This window comes from Paenibacillus illinoisensis NBRC 15959, assembly GCF_004000925.1.
GTDB classification, from domain to species: Bacteria; Bacillota; Bacilli; order Paenibacillales; family Paenibacillaceae; genus Paenibacillus; species Paenibacillus illinoisensis.
Genome location: NZ_BIME01000007.1, coordinates 254,163 through 270,179, shown reverse-complemented (window position 1 = coordinate 270,179; position 16,017 = coordinate 254,163). Strand labels below are relative to the sequence as shown.

The window sequence follows — 16,017 nt, the reverse complement described above, 5'->3', positions numbered from 1 at the left end:
ACAAAAAAGAGCATCTCTAGTTGAGCCCATAACATGCTCTTGTTTTGTATTCACAATTCATTTGTGGAACGCTTTTGGACACTTCACGCTTAGCAGCTCGGCAAGCTGGCGATAACCTGGTCCATCCTCGCTTTGGTTCACTTCATCTTCGTCCATCTCCAGCCAATAATCGGCATCCAGCAGCTCTGCCATGTCCAGCATCGTGATCTCGGCACAGGCAGGATGTTCACAAACAGCCAGCATAGGCTCGGGACTGTCATCCCAGTTATACCCGTTCACGACAGCATGCAGAAGTACAGCTGAGTCCAGCTCACGGATCTTCGCGGCTGCCCTCTCTGAAGCTTCCTCGTACAAAATTTCATCCACGATGGCTTGTTCCGCCTGAGTCAGCCGAAGTCTTACCGAGCCCGCGGTACCGAGCAGCATATCTGCAATGTCCGGGTCCCTCCTAGCAGCGTTCCAGGCCGTTGCCTGAATTCCATATGCAGAATCCAGCTTCACCCCATATTCAAGCAACAGCTGGATAGCTTCGATCTGCTTGAACTTCACAGCTTTTTTTAGAGCGGTATCGCCGAGTTTGTCCTCCGCGTCCAAGTCTGCTTGCTGTTCCAACAGACATTTAATGGCCTCAGCTGGCATGCGATGCGTTAAGAAAAGCATAAGCGGTGTACGTCCTCGTTCATCTCGCTCATTGATATCCAGGCTATGTATAGCTGCGCAAACTTGTTCCACATCTTTGGACTTACTGATTTCAAGCCACTTCATTCACTATACTCCTCCTTGCACTTCACACTCTACATTACACTGTAAAGGAGATATTCATGGGGTTCAAGTCACCACTTGGCAGCAAAAAAGCCCACCCGACGATGAACGTACGGGCGGGCTCTACATTTTCTACTAAAAGGTATCCTGCCTCTAAGCTGACAGTGTATCGATCGGTGCCACACTTGGTGAAGGACGATCAACAGCCTTCTCTTTAGTGACAGAAGAGGACATCTGATGATCCGACACCAGCTCATTTAGGTTCAGAATCAGTTGCTCCAGCTCACCGAAGCTGTCCACCATCTTCTGAGTCAGGCTGCGCTGCTCCTCCATACTGGCAAGAATCTCTTCCGTAGCGGCACTGGATTGCTGAGTCACACTTGAAATCTCGGAAACCTCATTCACGACTTTGGTGGAGGATTCCTTCATCGTGGCGGAACTGCTCTCAATATCCATAGCCTGATTCAGCACTTCCTGGGAATTGCTATTAATCGTACGGAACACAACTTCTGCAGTCTGCACGCTATCTCTTCCTTCCTGAAGAGCAAGGCGAATGCGTTCGAAGCGATCCGTCAGTGCCTGTGTTTGCCCTTTTAACCGGGTCAAAATGGTGCCAATCTCACTTGCTGACTGACCAGAGTGCTCTGCCAGCTTGCGAACTTCCTCCGAGACCACGGCAAATCCGCGTCCATGTTCGCCTGCACGAGCGGCTTCGATCGCAGCATTGAGTGCAAGCAAGTTGGTCTGGTTCGCAATATCCGAGATACTGTTCAACATCAGGGACATTGCTTCACTTTCCTCATTGAACTTTCTCATATCGGAAGCCGTGGTATCAATCGTCTCATAGAGTTCCTGCATCTGCACATTCAGATGGTCCATCTGTGCACTTCCCGTTTCCGTACTGGATGCCATACTGGCGGACAGTTCTTTCATTTGAGACGAATAGGAAGCAACATCACGGATATGATGATCCGACAAGGAGAGAGATTCCGAAATTTCTGCTACGCTGGTCGCCTGGAACTCAACGCCTTTGGCCACTTCACTGAATCCGAGCGTCACTTCATGCGTGATGGACCCGGTCGCGTCCACCTTCTGTTTCAGTTGATCCGTATAAAGAGACAGACCTTCCACCGAAGCTTTGACACGTTCCATCATCGTCTCTACTCTGTGTTTGGATTGCTCTACTTCCTGCCAGCGGACTTCGCTGTCCAGGAAAAGTCTTTGATTCAAATGGGAGACTAACATCAGGATTGCTCCAGTAAGAGCGAACAGTCCAACGTTAACGATATTCTCTATAAGTTCATCAGCATGAGCTGTGTTTATAACAAATAGCTGGAGCACACTGTGGGCTAGTAAGACAAAAAAACCAATCATGAAAAACTTCTTGTTCGGAATGAGCAGCAAAACAGCGGTTATTACCAGACTCATCGTAAGGTTAACCGTACCCCAACCGACATAGACCCCACATAAGGTAATCAAAATGGTAAACAGCCAAGGAATTAAATGAATATGTTTTCTTTTCACATTAGCGTATGTAACCCAGGCTGCAAACAAAATGGCAATCCCATTGGAAACAAGCAGCTTGGGGAGCATGAAGCTCAGACTCACACCAATCGCAAGAATAATCCACAAAATGATACTGATCAGCTTGTTCCTTTTCCAAATAATTTCATCATACCGATTCATCCGTTCCCCGTCCTTTATCTAGGTAAATGTGGTGTTGTAGGGCAACTCTGTACTACATTCCATTGGTCTATGGTCCTGCTTATACGCAATCCGCAAATCCCCCGCGCTGTAGCATAGTACAAATTAACTTCATAAACATGAAATAAGCGCTACATTATGTATATCGGTATTCTAAATTTAAAATTTATATACTACAGCAAAATAATAGGCTTCCATATCAATCGAGAGATAAACCAAAAAGCCTGCCTCGTACGCTGTTACGTACAAGCAGGCCAATTAGGTTGATTCCGCTGAATCCTGATGACAACAAACCAGTCTATTTGATTTTCAACTCGATCATATCGCGTTCTGCTTCCTGAAGATCATCATACACTTTGCCCGGTGCAAGCAGCTTTAACACCAACGATTGTGGATTATCAAGCAGGTTGCTGCTGAACGAGTGGATCATGCCGTCTTCGGTGCCAATTCCTCCTACCGAGGATAACTCTAACTGCTTACCATCCTTGGTTGTAGAAACAATTTTAATAGGGTTAACTACATCGTAGATGGAAAGTTTGGTTTCGTAATCAATCTTTTTGCCAGGTTCATAAATGAATCTGACACGAGTCACAAGAGGGGATAATTCTACTTCAGATAACATAACCTCATATCCACCAACTGTGAATAGCTTATTCAGTTCTAAGACTTCTGTCTGTGGAATCGAGAATTTAGGGTCCAGATTGAAAGTGACGTTCATTTTTTTTGAAAATTGATATTTCCGTTCCTTTTTGACTGCATCTGAATCAGTCCCTTGGTTCGGAACAACTGATGAAATCTGTACATTCATCATGACTTGTTCAGGCAAGGGCTGATTTTTTTGAAACTCTATGGCGCTTTGACCATAAATGGTGTGCTCATCTTCTGAATGATGCACCCCTCTAATATTTCCGTCGCCCAATACATTATTCGTTACCGCGTTTGTCATCTTGGTATTCACAACCGAATAGACTTCTTGAGTATCGTCTGTCTTGGCTGTATATAACACAATTAACTTGTTCTCGTCTGCCATTACTGCATTAACGGTAAATTGATATATTCCCGATTTCACCGTACGGTCGACAAGTTGAACATAGCCATTATTCATTGCAGATTCGATCGTACCCCCGCTAACGTCCTGCTCAGCTAGTTTTCGAAAAGGCTCCAGCACTCCCCAGTCCTGAATGGGTTCAACAGCTGTTGTCTGGGGGATAACCATCCCTCGGTATGGCCCGAGCAGGAAACACGCGGCAGTAATTGCTGTAATGAGCACAGCAGTGACCCATTTTATTGGGAGACCGCTTGTCGTTCGCCTCGCTCTTGCTTTTGCAAGCCCTCGCTGGATGGCAAACGCCGTATCTGCCGGGTTCAAATGCTGTTTCTCTACTTCAACCTGATATGCGTCTGCAAGAAGCGCTTGTTCCTCCGGACTAGTTCTCATGCCAATCCCCCCTGTTCTTCATCAGCTTGCGTAAGTGCTCCAGCCCTTTGTGCTGCCAGGTTTTGATGGTGCCTTCGGGTTTTCCAAGGATCGAGGCAATGTCACTTAGTGTCATGTCGTTATAATATTTCAGCAATAATACATGGCGGTATTTCGGTTTTATTTTCTGCAAAAATCCCCACATGACAATCCGGTTATCATCCTGGCCTGCAACTGCGACCTCTGCAAACACATCCTCCAAACCGTCATTAGCCAGCGGTGTGGTTCGCTTGCGGCGTCTCTGTTCATCAATACAGACATAGATCAGAATACGAATAATCCATGATTTGAACGCTTTTTCATTTTTCAAACTCCGACGCTTCGTCCAGGCCCGGCATGTCATCTCCTGCACGGCTTCCAGAGCATCATGACGATTGCGGAGATAGCTGTAGGCAATGGAAATCAGCGTATCTTGATGCTCCATGATGGACTGGACAAACACCGTCTCATCTTCGGTTTGCACGAATATCATCTTCTTCATCTCGGCTTTGGTCTCCACCCCGGTTCCCTCCTTCTCTCTCTCTTTCTGTGGTATAAGACGGGTAACTGCACCAAACGGTTTTTATTATTTTCCCAAATCCCAATGAGCCGGATTGTAAAATAGATTCAAACTGGCCCAATATGGCTCAAGGCTGTCTGGAAATATTTTGAGTTAAACGATAAAAAGAATGACCCCTGTTTAAGACAGAGATCATTCATTAATCCGTACTGTTCTTTATTAAAATGTGCTTTATAGATCATCGTACGTTTTTTATAAACCCTATTTATTTATGTAAAGTCGAATCAGTTATTTTCACTCACGTTAAATGGTTATCACTGATCTACATGAGTTACAACGAGGTCCCTAGAAAGCTTAGTTATTCTCAATGAGTATTATTGTGGAATCCAGGATTTCTCTAGCAATAAATTCACTTGATGCTCATTAATGACAACGGTGTGGTTATTGCTCCATTGCAAATGGACTTGATCTGCTTTTCGCTCCGAATACACTACTTTTCGAAACCAAAGCGGTCCCTGTAATTCCCCTACAATACCGAATGTCCCCATTGCACCCGCATCCGTTTTATAGAACTTCAGTGTATAGTGCTGATCTGGCGAATGTGTCGTCGTAAGTAATACTTTTGCTCCGGAGAACATCGCAGTAAATGATGCAACGACAAGGAGTAGGACAATGAGGACTGAAGAGAGAATCACCGAGATCCAGCTTCTCAGCTTCGCAAAGTTGTTCGATCGATCTTGAATCCCAAATATAGCTAGGGCAAGAACGAATATAGAAAAAACGAGCAGCACATAGACAGGCGGAGCGATCAACCATTGATTATGCATATTGGCATATAATGAGTAAAACGAAATGAAGTATAAAATGAGCACGAGCAAGAATGCAATCCTGTTCATTTTTTTTACCATCAAGAATCCCCTACTCTTCATTCAATTCATGGATGGAACGATCCAGCCATAACTCATACCAATCCAGAAAACGCAGACGTTCCGTATTACCGAAATAATGATCCGGATAGATGCCGCTGCGATTCGCCCGATCATCGGTCCAGATCTCCCCGCTGCATGGTCCATTCAAGACCAGATTCATGGAAATGCCGCAGCCAAAATCACTGATGCGCAGCAGGCCTGCCGACCGTTTAGGATCCAGATAATCATGGTCCAGTACATCCCACTCTTCTTCCTCCTTGCTGTCATCATACCAGTCAACTTCCCAGTTCCAAGCTTCTACATAGGGAAATGGATCCGAGATAGCATTCAGCTCATCGTCATATCCAATGACGGCATACACCCCATCTTCCGGCTTCTCCAGTCCGTAATATGGACCTGCTCCTCCCGATCCCATATGCATCAGAAAAGCCCGATACTCCTCTGGCAAATTAATCTTCCATTTCTGTTCGAACCCTGTGATCTCTTCCGGTGTCCATACCCGCTCCAGCTCATACTCGTGGTTCTCTGCCCCAAACAAGCTCATATCCGCATCCAAACGTTGAAGATTCTTCAACTTCTCGCTTATGCGTTCCAGTTGCTGCTTATACACGACTGCTGTCCCCTCACCCTCTATTCCATTCGTTCTATGACATAACCACGTTGTTGCAGCTCATCCAGTGCTGCTTCTACATCACGTTCAGGACATAGCTTCCTGATTAAACCTGGCGTCACTGGTTTTCCTTCATATACTTCTGCAATCGCAGACAGCGGCAGTTCATGTGACTCGTAATAACCCTCTGCCCAATCAGCGAACGCCTCTGGCGTTTCCTCAATATAGCCCAGCAAAAAATCGGCACCGCCTGTGGCGTCGTCTTCGCTTTCTTCGATTAACGCTTGCTGAATCCAGCTTCCTGTCTTCCACTCCGGGTCTTTTCCCTCCTGCCAAATACAAAAGGTAACATCCTCGGGTTCCATTCTCTCTTCCTGGTCCTCCAAGATTGCTCTTAATGCCTTCGGCACTTCATCATACATGCCCGGATAGACTTCACCATCGTCACGAGCATGGGGGCTTAAGGGAGATTCATGATCAAATCCTTTGATTAAGGTACCCGATGGGGTAAACAACACATGCAGGTGATCTCCTGCCCCGTTGTCGATACTCCCCCAAGCTACACCAGGCTGCAGTTCTGCTTCATATCGGTGTACACGAAGCCATTCTTCCTCCGACAGGATGATATCTAGTGCGGCGAGTACCTGCATATGTTGATGCAGTTTATCTGAATCTGTGATCGATGTGAAATTCCAATTCGGCATGTGGATTCCTCCCGCTTCCGTTTTCTTCAGTTCTTGAGTTCTATGAGATCTGTCTATCCTTATAAAAAACACTTCAAATCCGGATCAGACTATTCAGATCATTGTGTCCTTGAGCACCTGGTTGAATCGTCAGTGAGATCTGATTGCCTTCTCTTGAGACGATGCAAGCCACATTTCCCGGCTGCAGCGATAGTGTTATTCCATCGCATGACTCATCCGGCTCCAGTTCTCCCCCACTGACATCTTCAGCTGCACCCAGAAATACGTTGCCGGACGGAACTTGCAGATAGAATACCTGCGCACCTTCCGTTTCTTGCACTACGCTGGTTGAATCCGAGATGTCCACACTCCATGACACCTCGTACAATCCATCGGCTCCCAGATTGAAAAAGAGGCAATTGCCCGCATTCACCTCAGCCAGTTCATCTTCCGGAATGGACCACCAGTCGGTCGGTTCTTCTACACGGTGTTTTAACGAAGCCAGATCGAACAGGCACATGGTTGCCGTTCCCGTCACGAATTGAAATGTCCCACGCATTCTTATCTTCCTCTCTGATCGTCATGATTTATTGCATTAGCCACTCCAAGCGATGCAGCAGATCACCGTCCAGTTCCTGCCCGCATAACGACAGCAGCTTATGAAGACGTCCCCGTTCTGCCACGGACAATCTTCCGCCGTAGCTGCGGTTCGGGTACCTGGCCCAGTTATACAACTGGCGATGAATGGCTTGTTTCACCCATTCGTGCCTTGCCGCTGGAAGCTGCTGCAGCAGCAGTCCAACCTGATTCCACTTGCTCATGGAAGAAATAATGCGCAGCACATTGCGGACGACATGAGGCAGGGCATCAGGGTCCGACAACAGATCAGCCATTACATCAGGCTGAATGAGATAGGGATGATGCATAAGTGCACGGCAGGCCTCCCGAGAAATGCCAGATTGCGGGCTTTTTAGCGAATCTACAAAATGCGTTCCGTATGAAGAAGCGTCCAGCCGCATTAATCCGCGGATAACGGCTTTTCGTACGGCAATCGATGGATGCTTCGCATATTCATACAGCACTTCTGCGTCTGCCTTGTCCCCCGTCTCTCCCAGTCCTGAAATTGCTGCAGCGAGATGATGCTGATCATCACCCCAGATGACATCCAGATACCACTCCGCATAGCTCACGTTCATCCACCGTTTGGCATACCTCCGTGCTGTATCCCGCACTGGCAGGTTTGAATCCAGAAGCCGATCCATTATAATGGCCTTTGCATCATCTGGATACATCGTGGCAAGTACAGCCAGACCTTCCCGGCGGATTGAAGGTACACTGTCCAGCTGCATGCCAAGAAGGGCCTCTCTCAGCTTCTGACCGGACAACATACGATCTACTCGCTGCGCTGCCCATCGCCGGATGGCAGGGTTCTCATCCCGTAATGCCTGCTCCATAATCATGCCAGCATCCGTGCCCTCTGCTTCGAGTGAAATCCGAAAAGCGAACTGACGGATGCTGGGTTCAGGGGATACCCGTGCGTTATGAAGGACAAACCTGCATTCCTTCTGACGCAGCAGGTGATGTACGGATTCGATAAAAGACTCGAATGAATCCCGTCCACAGATCCGAAGCCGCTCCACAAGCATGATATTTTCCATCCACAGCTTGGCATGCTCGGGCTTCAGTTTAAGTTCCAGTGCCGCTCTCGCCAACTGACGAATTTCGGGCACCCAGTCATTCAACCGAAGCAGCAAATAAGGAAAGCTATAGGACTCATCCTCCCGAATCATTCTTTTAACCGCAGCCTCTCTGATGTAGCCGCTCCAGTGCATCGTCAACATGGACAAACGAATTGTACTGGCCTGATCTATCTTATGTACCTCACGTTCCACGACCCGCTTCCAAATGACGGGGGAAGGACGCCATTCCCTTACATGTTCGTTCAGCCACACCAGTTCGGATACTGGACACGCTTCTATCAAACGAGCTACAGCCTGCTCTGCAGCCTGACGAATAACAAGACTGTCATCATCCATCAGCCGCAGCAGACTCGGGATCAAGATATACTCTCCGGATTGACCAAGATGACGGAGCTGCTCGGCGATTTCCCGAACCGTTCCCGTCTCGAGCTGATCCAGTTTATGCCGGAGTTCCGAAGTTAATTGCCGCATTTCATCCGCTCCTTCCCATCTGATTCAGGTGAGGAATCAGAACCATATCCAACCATTATATCAAGCCGGGAACCGGGGTTAAAGGAACTCAGGGGCTATATCTGTATGCTATACTTGTGAAAAAATGCAATGAGGGAGGAGCTGTAATATGGACGGATGGGAAAGCGGCGTGATTCGGGTTCACGATAGCCTGAAATTGTACTCCGGTCTTACGGAGGAGGAATTGAAGGCAAGTTGGTTTTATCGGGAGAATCGTACGGAGGTTCAGAAACTTACTACGGGATATACGTGGTACAAATTCAAATCAGATGCCTCTGCAGATGTTAAAGCATTTTACCTCGCCTTGTGTTTCCACCAGTCCCGGCTGGTTCAGGCCAGTTTGGCACTGGACGGCGAAGAATTCCCCTCTTCATGGGATGACTGGACCGAAGCAGGTGAGATGAAGCGCAAGCTGGCCCATGATGAGTGGCTCAAAAATCAAATTTCCACTGCGCCGCATATTAACCGCTCTAAACCCTATCCCTATATGGAATACAGCTTCCCATGGGGATCAATATATTCCAGCTATGATCCACGGTCTGCGAGTGCGAGCATAGGGCTCAATTTTACCTGACATGGTGTTGGATCCCCTTCAATGCAAACAAGGCCATATCTCTTCATTTTCGGCTACAAATTGACGATATATCCATAACATGAACTTTTTGAACTTTGTGGAGGAAACTATGTCAATCAACCTTAGAAGAGAGCCTTTTCGTTATACATTGAAGGAACCCATCACGTTTGAAATTTACATTATCAGCATTAATGGAGTCTCTGCTCCGCACAAACCCATTCAGGCCGAATTGATCGATATCAGCCGATCGGGGTGCCAGCTTTCATTTCCGCTAAGCCTGCATGTGGAGTCCAATGAAATCCGGATCGGAATGAATCTGCTTCTTTTTGAAGATCCGTTAGATCTGGAAGGAACACTGCGCTGGGGCAACGAGGAGAACGAAACCTGGCATTACGGCGTGCAGCTTAAAATACAAGACGGGAACCATGATCGCCTGTCCAGAGAACTGCGCATGCTTGCCGGACAGGGAAGAATCATGGTGAAGTAGCGGTTTTGCTCGCGGTAGAAGCATTCTCCATTTTGGACCAGTTCACACTTTTCTCCAGAATCAGCGAGACCATAACTCCGATCACGAGACCATTGCTAATAATCGGAATAAGGTAAATCGGTAATGCCTGAAATGCCTCTGCAGGGATGTTCATCACTGCCACGCCGGTTAGCACAGGCAGAGCCACGCGGTAGATCGTCTTGGAATTAAATGCAGTACCTTCAATGGTGCGGAGAGCTGTTCCAAACATTTGCAGATAGGCTACAAACAGCACAGCACTGCCCACACTCGGTGGTATTTGCGCAAAAAAGGCAGTCACCGAAGGGGTGAGCCCCAAAATACATAACATGGCAGCTCCGATAATAAAAGCAGCACGCCGCAAAATCCGAGTGCTTTCCAGAAAACCGATAGACGAAGCAAATAAACCAAATGGCAGCACACCCACACATGCGGATAGCATGCTGAACAATCCGGTTAGCACATAGGAGCGTTTATATCGCTGGTCTGTCGTCTGTGTTTCATATATTTTCTCGACCGTGCTTAATGTCGTAATTGAATTCGTCATATTGACCAATCCGACGAAGAACGCAGTTACAACAATGCCCGGCTCCCACGTCGGTACCCCCCATGGAAACAGCGTAAACAAACTCCCCCCAGAATTGCCCGACAACCCTGCATGCTGGCCTGGAAACACAAAACTGTATGCAATCCACCCTGTCACAATGCCAATGAGGATGGAGTAGTTGCCCAGTTTACCTCTTCCCTTCAGTTGGATCAGGGCGACCAGAAAGGCAATAGCTACGGATAAAGCTGCAACCGGCAGGTTAAATGTGCCGAATTCCGTATACCCGATCATGCCTTTGAAGAAATTCATGGTCAGCTGAATCGTCATGAGAAATAACATGGCGCTCTTGACCATGGGTGTAAACAGTTTCTGCAGCAGATGGGCTGCACCCAATCGTCCAAGAACAGCCATGGTTAGTCCTGCGAGCAGGAAGCCGGCAGCAAGTCCGCCCCCGATTCGCTCCAGACTCATGCCGGCAGAAGATGCGGAGACGGTCAGGCTGAGGGTCAATCCCCACCACAGACCTGACGGTCCGTCCATGACCGCGTAGCGATGCCCAAACACGGCCTGCAGAATGCACACAGCTCCGGTGAGCAGGAAAGCGTGCTGCATGGATGCGGCGATGGCATCCGGTGACATCTGAAAATTATGACCAATGGATAATGGCACCACAACCGTGTTGGTAAACAGGAAGAAGAACCATTGAATTCCTGCCAAAACCAGCGAGGATGTCTGACTCATATATTTTGTAATGAAATGCTCTTGTTGTCTGTTCATGATTTCATTCGTGTCCTTTCGTGCCTCAATATGGAAATAGGCACCTTCATTCAGCTATTCGATAGCATCCGTTCCATTTCGGTATAACGGTTGCGTCTGGCATGAGCTAGCGGGGTAACGCCATCCCGATCGGCGATCTCTCTATCGGCACCATATTGCAGAAGCAATGCCACGATCTGCTGATGCCGGGGTCCACCGTCTCCCAGAATGACGGCCTCCAGCAGAGCTGTCCAGCCCAGATTGTTGACATGGTTCACATCCACATCCGAACAAGTCAGCAGGAATTCCACAATGTTCACATGGCCTCTGTCTGCTGCAGGGATAAGTGCGGTTCCGCCAAAGCGATTCGTTAATCTTGTATCTGCCCCAGCCGCGATGGCCATTTCAACAATTTCCTTGAGGCCCTCAGCACTGGCATATAACAATGGATTATCCAATCGATTATCCTGAATGTTAATATCCGCTCCGGCATCAATCAACATGCTAACGGTCTGTACCTTGTTGCCATGCACTGCAGCCATTAGCGGAGTTCTCCCAAGCGCATCCCGTTCATTCAGTCCGTCACCTTGTGTAATAAACCGGATTACCTCATCTGTATGTCCAGCTTCAGCAGCGGCATGTATCGTTTTAACCAATGCGTTCATCCTCCAATTCGTTTGTTAACCTTGTGGATCAGCGTTCCTATGGAGATCGAATCTTGCTATTTAGGTGCGTAAATCTAATGTATGGTACCATAGGAGGATAGTATATTAAAAATACATGTTTTGTTGGCTAACTATACGAAATACATATACTTGCAACGAGGGTGAAAACAAGTGGATATCAAACAATGTCGCTACTTTATTGCCATTGCCGAAGAGAAACAAATTACAGCAGCTGCTCGAAGACTGCACATGGCTCAGCCTCCACTCAGCCAGCAATTAAAACTGATGGAAGAAGAGCTTGGCGTAGCCTTATTTGAACGCAAGGGACGCTTGATGGAATTAACGCAAGCAGGCCGCAGCTTCTATGATTATGCCGTCACGATGACCAAATACATGGAGGAAGCCGTTATGGAAATGCAGAGCTTCCGTTACGGCATCCGGGGCAAGCTATCCCTGGGCATGAACACCATTTCCGATAGTCTGATCCCGAAGGCGCTCCAGCAGTTTCGCACAAGCCATCCTCAAGTAACCTATAAAATTCAGCAGAATGAATCCGCTCAACTATGCAGCATGCTGGATGATGGTCTGATTGAACTTGCCTGCGTACGTATGCCGGTAAAAACCAAACACTATGAAGTGCTGCATCTGCCGCAGGAGCCGCTCTACTACATATCCTCGGAGCCCCTGGAGACCAAGGAGGAACATGGAACTTATTTTGATCAGTTGGCAGAAGTTCCACTCCTGCTTCCCAGTACAGAGGGACTCGGCATGTTTGAACTGATTCTCGAGAAGTTTCGTGAACATCAGGTGAAGCCTTCAATTATGGGTGAATGCTCAGATGTGGCCATGCTGCTAGAGCTGGTCCGGCTCGGATTCGCGAACTCCATCGTGCCTGGCACTGTGCTGCAGCTTCATCACGAACAATCATTCCATGTATATCGGATCCTTGATCCAAACTCCACCGTGGGTTCAGCGCTCGTCTGGCTGCACCATCGTTATCTGTCCAAGCCGGCCCAGCAATTCGTGCAGTTGGTTCGGGAGATGCTCCCATAGGTACATAACGGATGAGGTGTTGTTTCTGGAAGCAACGTATATTCAGCTGCAGTGACATACAACGATTAGCGTAGCTATAAAACAAAAAAACAGCAGGGTCTCCAGTACGTTTGGAAACTCTGCTGTTTCTTATGGATTAGGCTTTGGCTGTATAGAGCAGCTCTTGCTCTTTAATTGCAGTACGACCTGCAGATACAATCGACTCATATTGATGCATGTTTGTGATGATGACTGGTGTAATGGTTGTATAACCCGCTTTTTCGATTTCTTCACGGTCAAATTCCATCAATACATCACCCACAGCAACTTTTGCACCCGCCTGAACCTTAGGCGAGAAGAATTGGCCTTTCAGCTTCACTGTATCAATTCCGATGTGGATCAGCATCTCTGCACCGTTGTCGCTGACCAGACCAATGGCATGTCCACTCTTCGACAAAGAGAACACCGTTCCGTTAATCGGGGAAACCACACGACCTTCGGTCGGCTGAATTGCAAATCCTTTACCCATAATTTCTTCAGAGAATGCAGGGTCCGGTACTTCGCTCAGCGGTTTTACTTCCCCTGTCATCGGGCTGAATACTTCTTGATCCTGGGCTTTTTCTTCTTCAACCGCAGATACTGCGGAAGCGGAACTGTTTACATCAGCTGCAACTGGTGTAACAGGCTCAGCTGAAGCTGTAGTCGTTGCTGCTGGAACCGCTTCTGGAACATCTTCGAATCCGAGAATGTAGGTCAGAATTGCTGAAGCTACAACCGCAATGACTATTCCGATCAGAGCATATACAAATGTCGGACCGATGATCATTGGAATTCCTGAAAGACCTGCCAGACCACCCATAACATAGGCTTTAGTTTGGAAGAAGCTAATGAACGCTCCGCTAATTGCCGCACCAATCAGTGCTGCCACAAACGGTTTTTTGAATCGCATATTGACCCCGTACATAGCTGGTTCTGTAATACCCATAAGTGCGGTAACACCAGTCGATGCAGACAAGGACTTGATTTGTTTGTTTTTGGATTTCAGAGAAACACCTAGAGCACTACCTGCTTGTGCAAAGTTAGCAACCATCATGAGCGGAATCAAGTAATCGTATCCCAATGTTGCAATGGAACCGATCATGATTGGAACGAGCGCATAGTGCATTCCTGTAATAATCAAGAGTGAGAACGCTCCACCAACAAGCAATCCTGCAAACAAACCAGCATTATTAAACAACCAGTTAATACCGTCTGTCAAGCCGTTACCAATGATAACCCCTAGTGGTCCTACGGCGATCATCATAACAGGAACAATGATAAGCAGTGTAACTGTAGGTACAACAATCAATTTAAGAGAAGCATGTGTAACCTTGTCGATAGCTTTTTCTACATAAGATGCCAGCCAGACTGCAATCAAAATCGGAATAACCGAAGATGCATAGGTTGCAGCTACAACCGGCAAACCGATGAAAGATACATTCTCACCCGGTGCTAACAAAGCGGTAATGGTTGGATGCATAACCGATGCACCAATGGCCGCACCAATGTACATATTGCTCCCGAGTTTACGTGCTGTACTAATCCCGAGAATGATTGGCAGGAAGTAGAACGCACCATCACCAATTGCGGACAAGATGATGTATGTTGAACTTGTTGCATCAATCCATCCAAAGGTAAGCAGCAAGGCCACGATCCCTTTGATCATACCCGCGCCAGTGATGGCTGGAAGGATTGGAGTGAACACACCTGAAATAAAGTCAAATACGGCACTCAGCGAATTTTTCTTTTTGCCGCCTGTTGCAGCAGCAGCTGGTTTCGCATCAGGAGATTTGGACATGTTTCCTACCAGCGCGTTGTACACCACAGGCACGTCGTTTCCGATAATGACCTGAAATTGACCACCATTCTCCATAACACCCATAACGCCAGGTGTATTTTTAAGCGTCGCTTTGTCAGCTTTGCCATTGTCATTGAGATTAAATCTGAGTCTTGTCATACAGTGCGTGACTTGATCAATGTTTTCTTCTCCACCGACCAACTTCAGAATATCTTTGGACAATTGTTGTTTATCCATTGTATTTTGCTCCTTTAATGTGTAATGAAGGTTAAAAAAAAACCTAAACACTGAATAATGACAAAGCAGTTTCAGCTTATCATTATTCAACGTTTAGGTTTTGCCTTTTTAGCAGTAACAATCCTAAAATTATTCAATTGGTTGTTCATTTCTTACAACACGCTCAATGTGAATCGTCAGATACAGTATTTCTTCCTTGGACAAGACCCGATTATAGATCTTCCGCGTATAATCATTAATCTTGACTGCACAAGCATATGCTTCAGGGTATTGCTTACTCACCAGATCATGAAGCGGATTATCTTCTTCCTTGTCTTCAATGGCTGTACCTTGCAGCACACGTTGAGCAAAAAACTTCAGATGGGTTAAGAAGCGATAATAGCTCAGCGAATCCTCATCCAGTTCAATGACAAAACTGCGCCTTACAATGTTGAGTATGTCCTTGACAATATTCGTAATACTGATGGTTTCTCTCATCTCGCCGTTCATCTGGGCATTGACCAGATGCATGGCGATGAATGCGCATTCGTCTTCGGGAAGCAGTACACCCAGCGTTTCTTCAATAATCTGAAGTGCCTTTAGTCCAATGGCATATTCCTTGCGGTACATGCGCTTGATCTCCCAGAACAGTGCGTTACGGATCTGCAATCCTTGACGATGTCGATCAATGGCAAAATGAATATGATCCGTTAGTGAAATATAGATGCTCTCATGTAACTTCTCACCTAACACCGTCTCCGCATAACGAATAATTTCATCCGAGCATTCAACATATTCAACTGGAATATCGGACAGAAGCGTTTTCAGTTTCTGCGATACTTCCTTGCTTTCCAATGAGAATATTTTTTCGACAAGACTTTCGTCGATCGATTCACCAGCATGTTTTTTGAAGGCAATTCCCCGCCCCATGACGACCAGTTCGTTTCCGCCCGAATCAATCACGGTAACTACGTTGTTGTTGAGCACCTTCTCAATTTTCATTTCTTCACA

General features: G+C 47.0%; 16 protein-coding genes. 3 read left to right on the top strand and 13 right to left on the bottom strand.

Annotated features, from left to right (window positions below; translation table 11 throughout):
• Positions 1-57 precede the first annotated feature (57 nt).
• The 9 genes from PIL01S_RS18590 to PIL01S_RS18550 form a co-directional block, all read right to left on the bottom strand.
• On the bottom strand, positions 58-765 hold the full coding sequence (locus PIL01S_RS18590) for a DUF4274 domain-containing protein (RefSeq protein WP_127538804.1): 708 nt from the start codon (positions 763-765) through the stop codon (positions 58-60).
• Positions 766-915: 150 nt separating this feature from the next.
• A complete protein-coding gene (locus PIL01S_RS18585; RefSeq protein ID WP_127538803.1) occupies positions 916-2,448 on the bottom strand; it encodes a methyl-accepting chemotaxis protein in 1,533 nt (510 codons plus the stop codon).
• A 316-nt stretch (positions 2,449-2,764) separates the two neighbouring features.
• A complete protein-coding gene (locus tag PIL01S_RS18580; protein ID WP_127538802.1) occupies positions 2,765-3,904 on the bottom strand; it encodes a DUF4179 domain-containing protein in 1,140 nt (379 codons plus the stop codon).
• Positions 3,894-4,442 carry an RNA polymerase sigma factor gene (locus tag PIL01S_RS18575; RefSeq protein WP_246058455.1) on the bottom strand — a complete coding sequence of 183 codons (549 nt, stop codon included), beginning with the start codon at positions 4,440-4,442 and terminating at the stop codon, positions 3,894-3,896. The genes PIL01S_RS18580 and PIL01S_RS18575 overlap by 11 nt, the downstream gene beginning before the upstream one ends.
• Positions 4,443-4,816: 374 nt before the next feature.
• Positions 4,817-5,350: a DUF5412 family protein gene (locus PIL01S_RS18570; RefSeq protein WP_127538801.1), complete on the bottom strand. Its 534-nt coding sequence runs from the start codon at positions 5,348-5,350 to the stop codon at positions 4,817-4,819.
• 10 nt (positions 5,351-5,360) lie between these two features.
• Complete coding sequence (locus PIL01S_RS18565; protein ID WP_127538800.1) at positions 5,361-5,981, bottom strand: SMI1/KNR4 family protein; 621 nt, start codon at positions 5,979-5,981, stop codon at positions 5,361-5,363.
• A 20-nt stretch (positions 5,982-6,001) separates the two neighbouring features.
• Positions 6,002-6,685: a hypothetical protein gene (locus tag PIL01S_RS18560; protein WP_127538799.1), complete on the bottom strand. Its 684-nt coding sequence runs from the start codon at positions 6,683-6,685 to the stop codon at positions 6,002-6,004.
• 73 nt (positions 6,686-6,758) lie between these two features.
• On the bottom strand, positions 6,759-7,223 hold the full coding sequence (locus PIL01S_RS18555; protein WP_174818711.1) for a DUF6386 family protein: 465 nt from the start codon (positions 7,221-7,223) through the stop codon (positions 6,759-6,761).
• A 28-nt stretch (positions 7,224-7,251) separates the two neighbouring features.
• The gene (locus tag PIL01S_RS18550; RefSeq protein ID WP_127538797.1) at positions 7,252-8,835 is read right to left on the bottom strand and encodes a HEAT repeat domain-containing protein; all 1,584 of its coding nucleotides are present in this window, start codon (positions 8,833-8,835) and stop codon (positions 7,252-7,254) included.
• 148 nt (positions 8,836-8,983) lie between these two features.
• On the opposite strand from PIL01S_RS18550, the gene PIL01S_RS18545 reads away from it, so the two are divergent.
• Together PIL01S_RS18545 and PIL01S_RS18540 are read left to right on the top strand one after the other, a co-directional pair.
• The gene (locus PIL01S_RS18545) at positions 8,984-9,448 is read left to right on the top strand and encodes a hypothetical protein (RefSeq protein ID WP_127538796.1); all 465 of its coding nucleotides are present in this window, start codon (positions 8,984-8,986) and stop codon (positions 9,446-9,448) included.
• A 109-nt stretch (positions 9,449-9,557) separates the two neighbouring features.
• Positions 9,558-9,935 carry a PilZ domain-containing protein gene (locus PIL01S_RS18540; protein ID WP_127538795.1) on the top strand — a complete coding sequence of 126 codons (378 nt, stop codon included), beginning with the start codon at positions 9,558-9,560 and terminating at the stop codon, positions 9,933-9,935.
• On the opposite strand, the gene PIL01S_RS18535 is transcribed toward PIL01S_RS18540, so the two are convergent.
• On the bottom strand, positions 9,922-11,277 hold the full coding sequence (locus PIL01S_RS18535) for a uracil/xanthine transporter (RefSeq protein WP_246058453.1): 1,356 nt from the start codon (positions 11,275-11,277) through the stop codon (positions 9,922-9,924). The two genes, PIL01S_RS18540 and PIL01S_RS18535, sit on opposite strands and share 14 nt — an antisense overlap.
• A gap of 50 nt (positions 11,278-11,327) precedes the next feature.
• Positions 11,328-11,921 carry an ankyrin repeat domain-containing protein gene (locus tag PIL01S_RS18530; RefSeq protein WP_164764273.1) on the bottom strand — a complete coding sequence of 198 codons (594 nt, stop codon included), beginning with the start codon at positions 11,919-11,921 and terminating at the stop codon, positions 11,328-11,330.
• A 171-nt stretch (positions 11,922-12,092) separates the two neighbouring features.
• Between PIL01S_RS18530 and PIL01S_RS18525 the strand changes: the two genes are divergently transcribed.
• The gene (locus PIL01S_RS18525) at positions 12,093-12,974 is read left to right on the top strand and encodes a LysR family transcriptional regulator (protein ID WP_127538793.1); all 882 of its coding nucleotides are present in this window, start codon (positions 12,093-12,095) and stop codon (positions 12,972-12,974) included.
• Positions 12,975-13,110: 136 nt separating this feature from the next.
• Here the strand turns inward: PIL01S_RS18525 and PIL01S_RS18520 are convergent, their stop codons facing one another.
• Both PIL01S_RS18520 and licT read right to left on the bottom strand, forming a co-directional pair.
• Positions 13,111-15,027, bottom strand: coding sequence for a beta-glucoside-specific PTS transporter subunit IIABC (locus tag PIL01S_RS18520; protein WP_127538792.1), 1,917 nt, complete (start codon positions 15,025-15,027; stop codon positions 13,111-13,113).
• A gap of 129 nt (positions 15,028-15,156) precedes the next feature.
• Entirely contained in the window at positions 15,157-16,008 is an 852-nt protein-coding gene (gene licT / locus PIL01S_RS18515; RefSeq protein WP_127538791.1) for a BglG family transcription antiterminator LicT, read from the bottom strand.
• Positions 16,009-16,017: the final 9 nt, after the last annotated feature.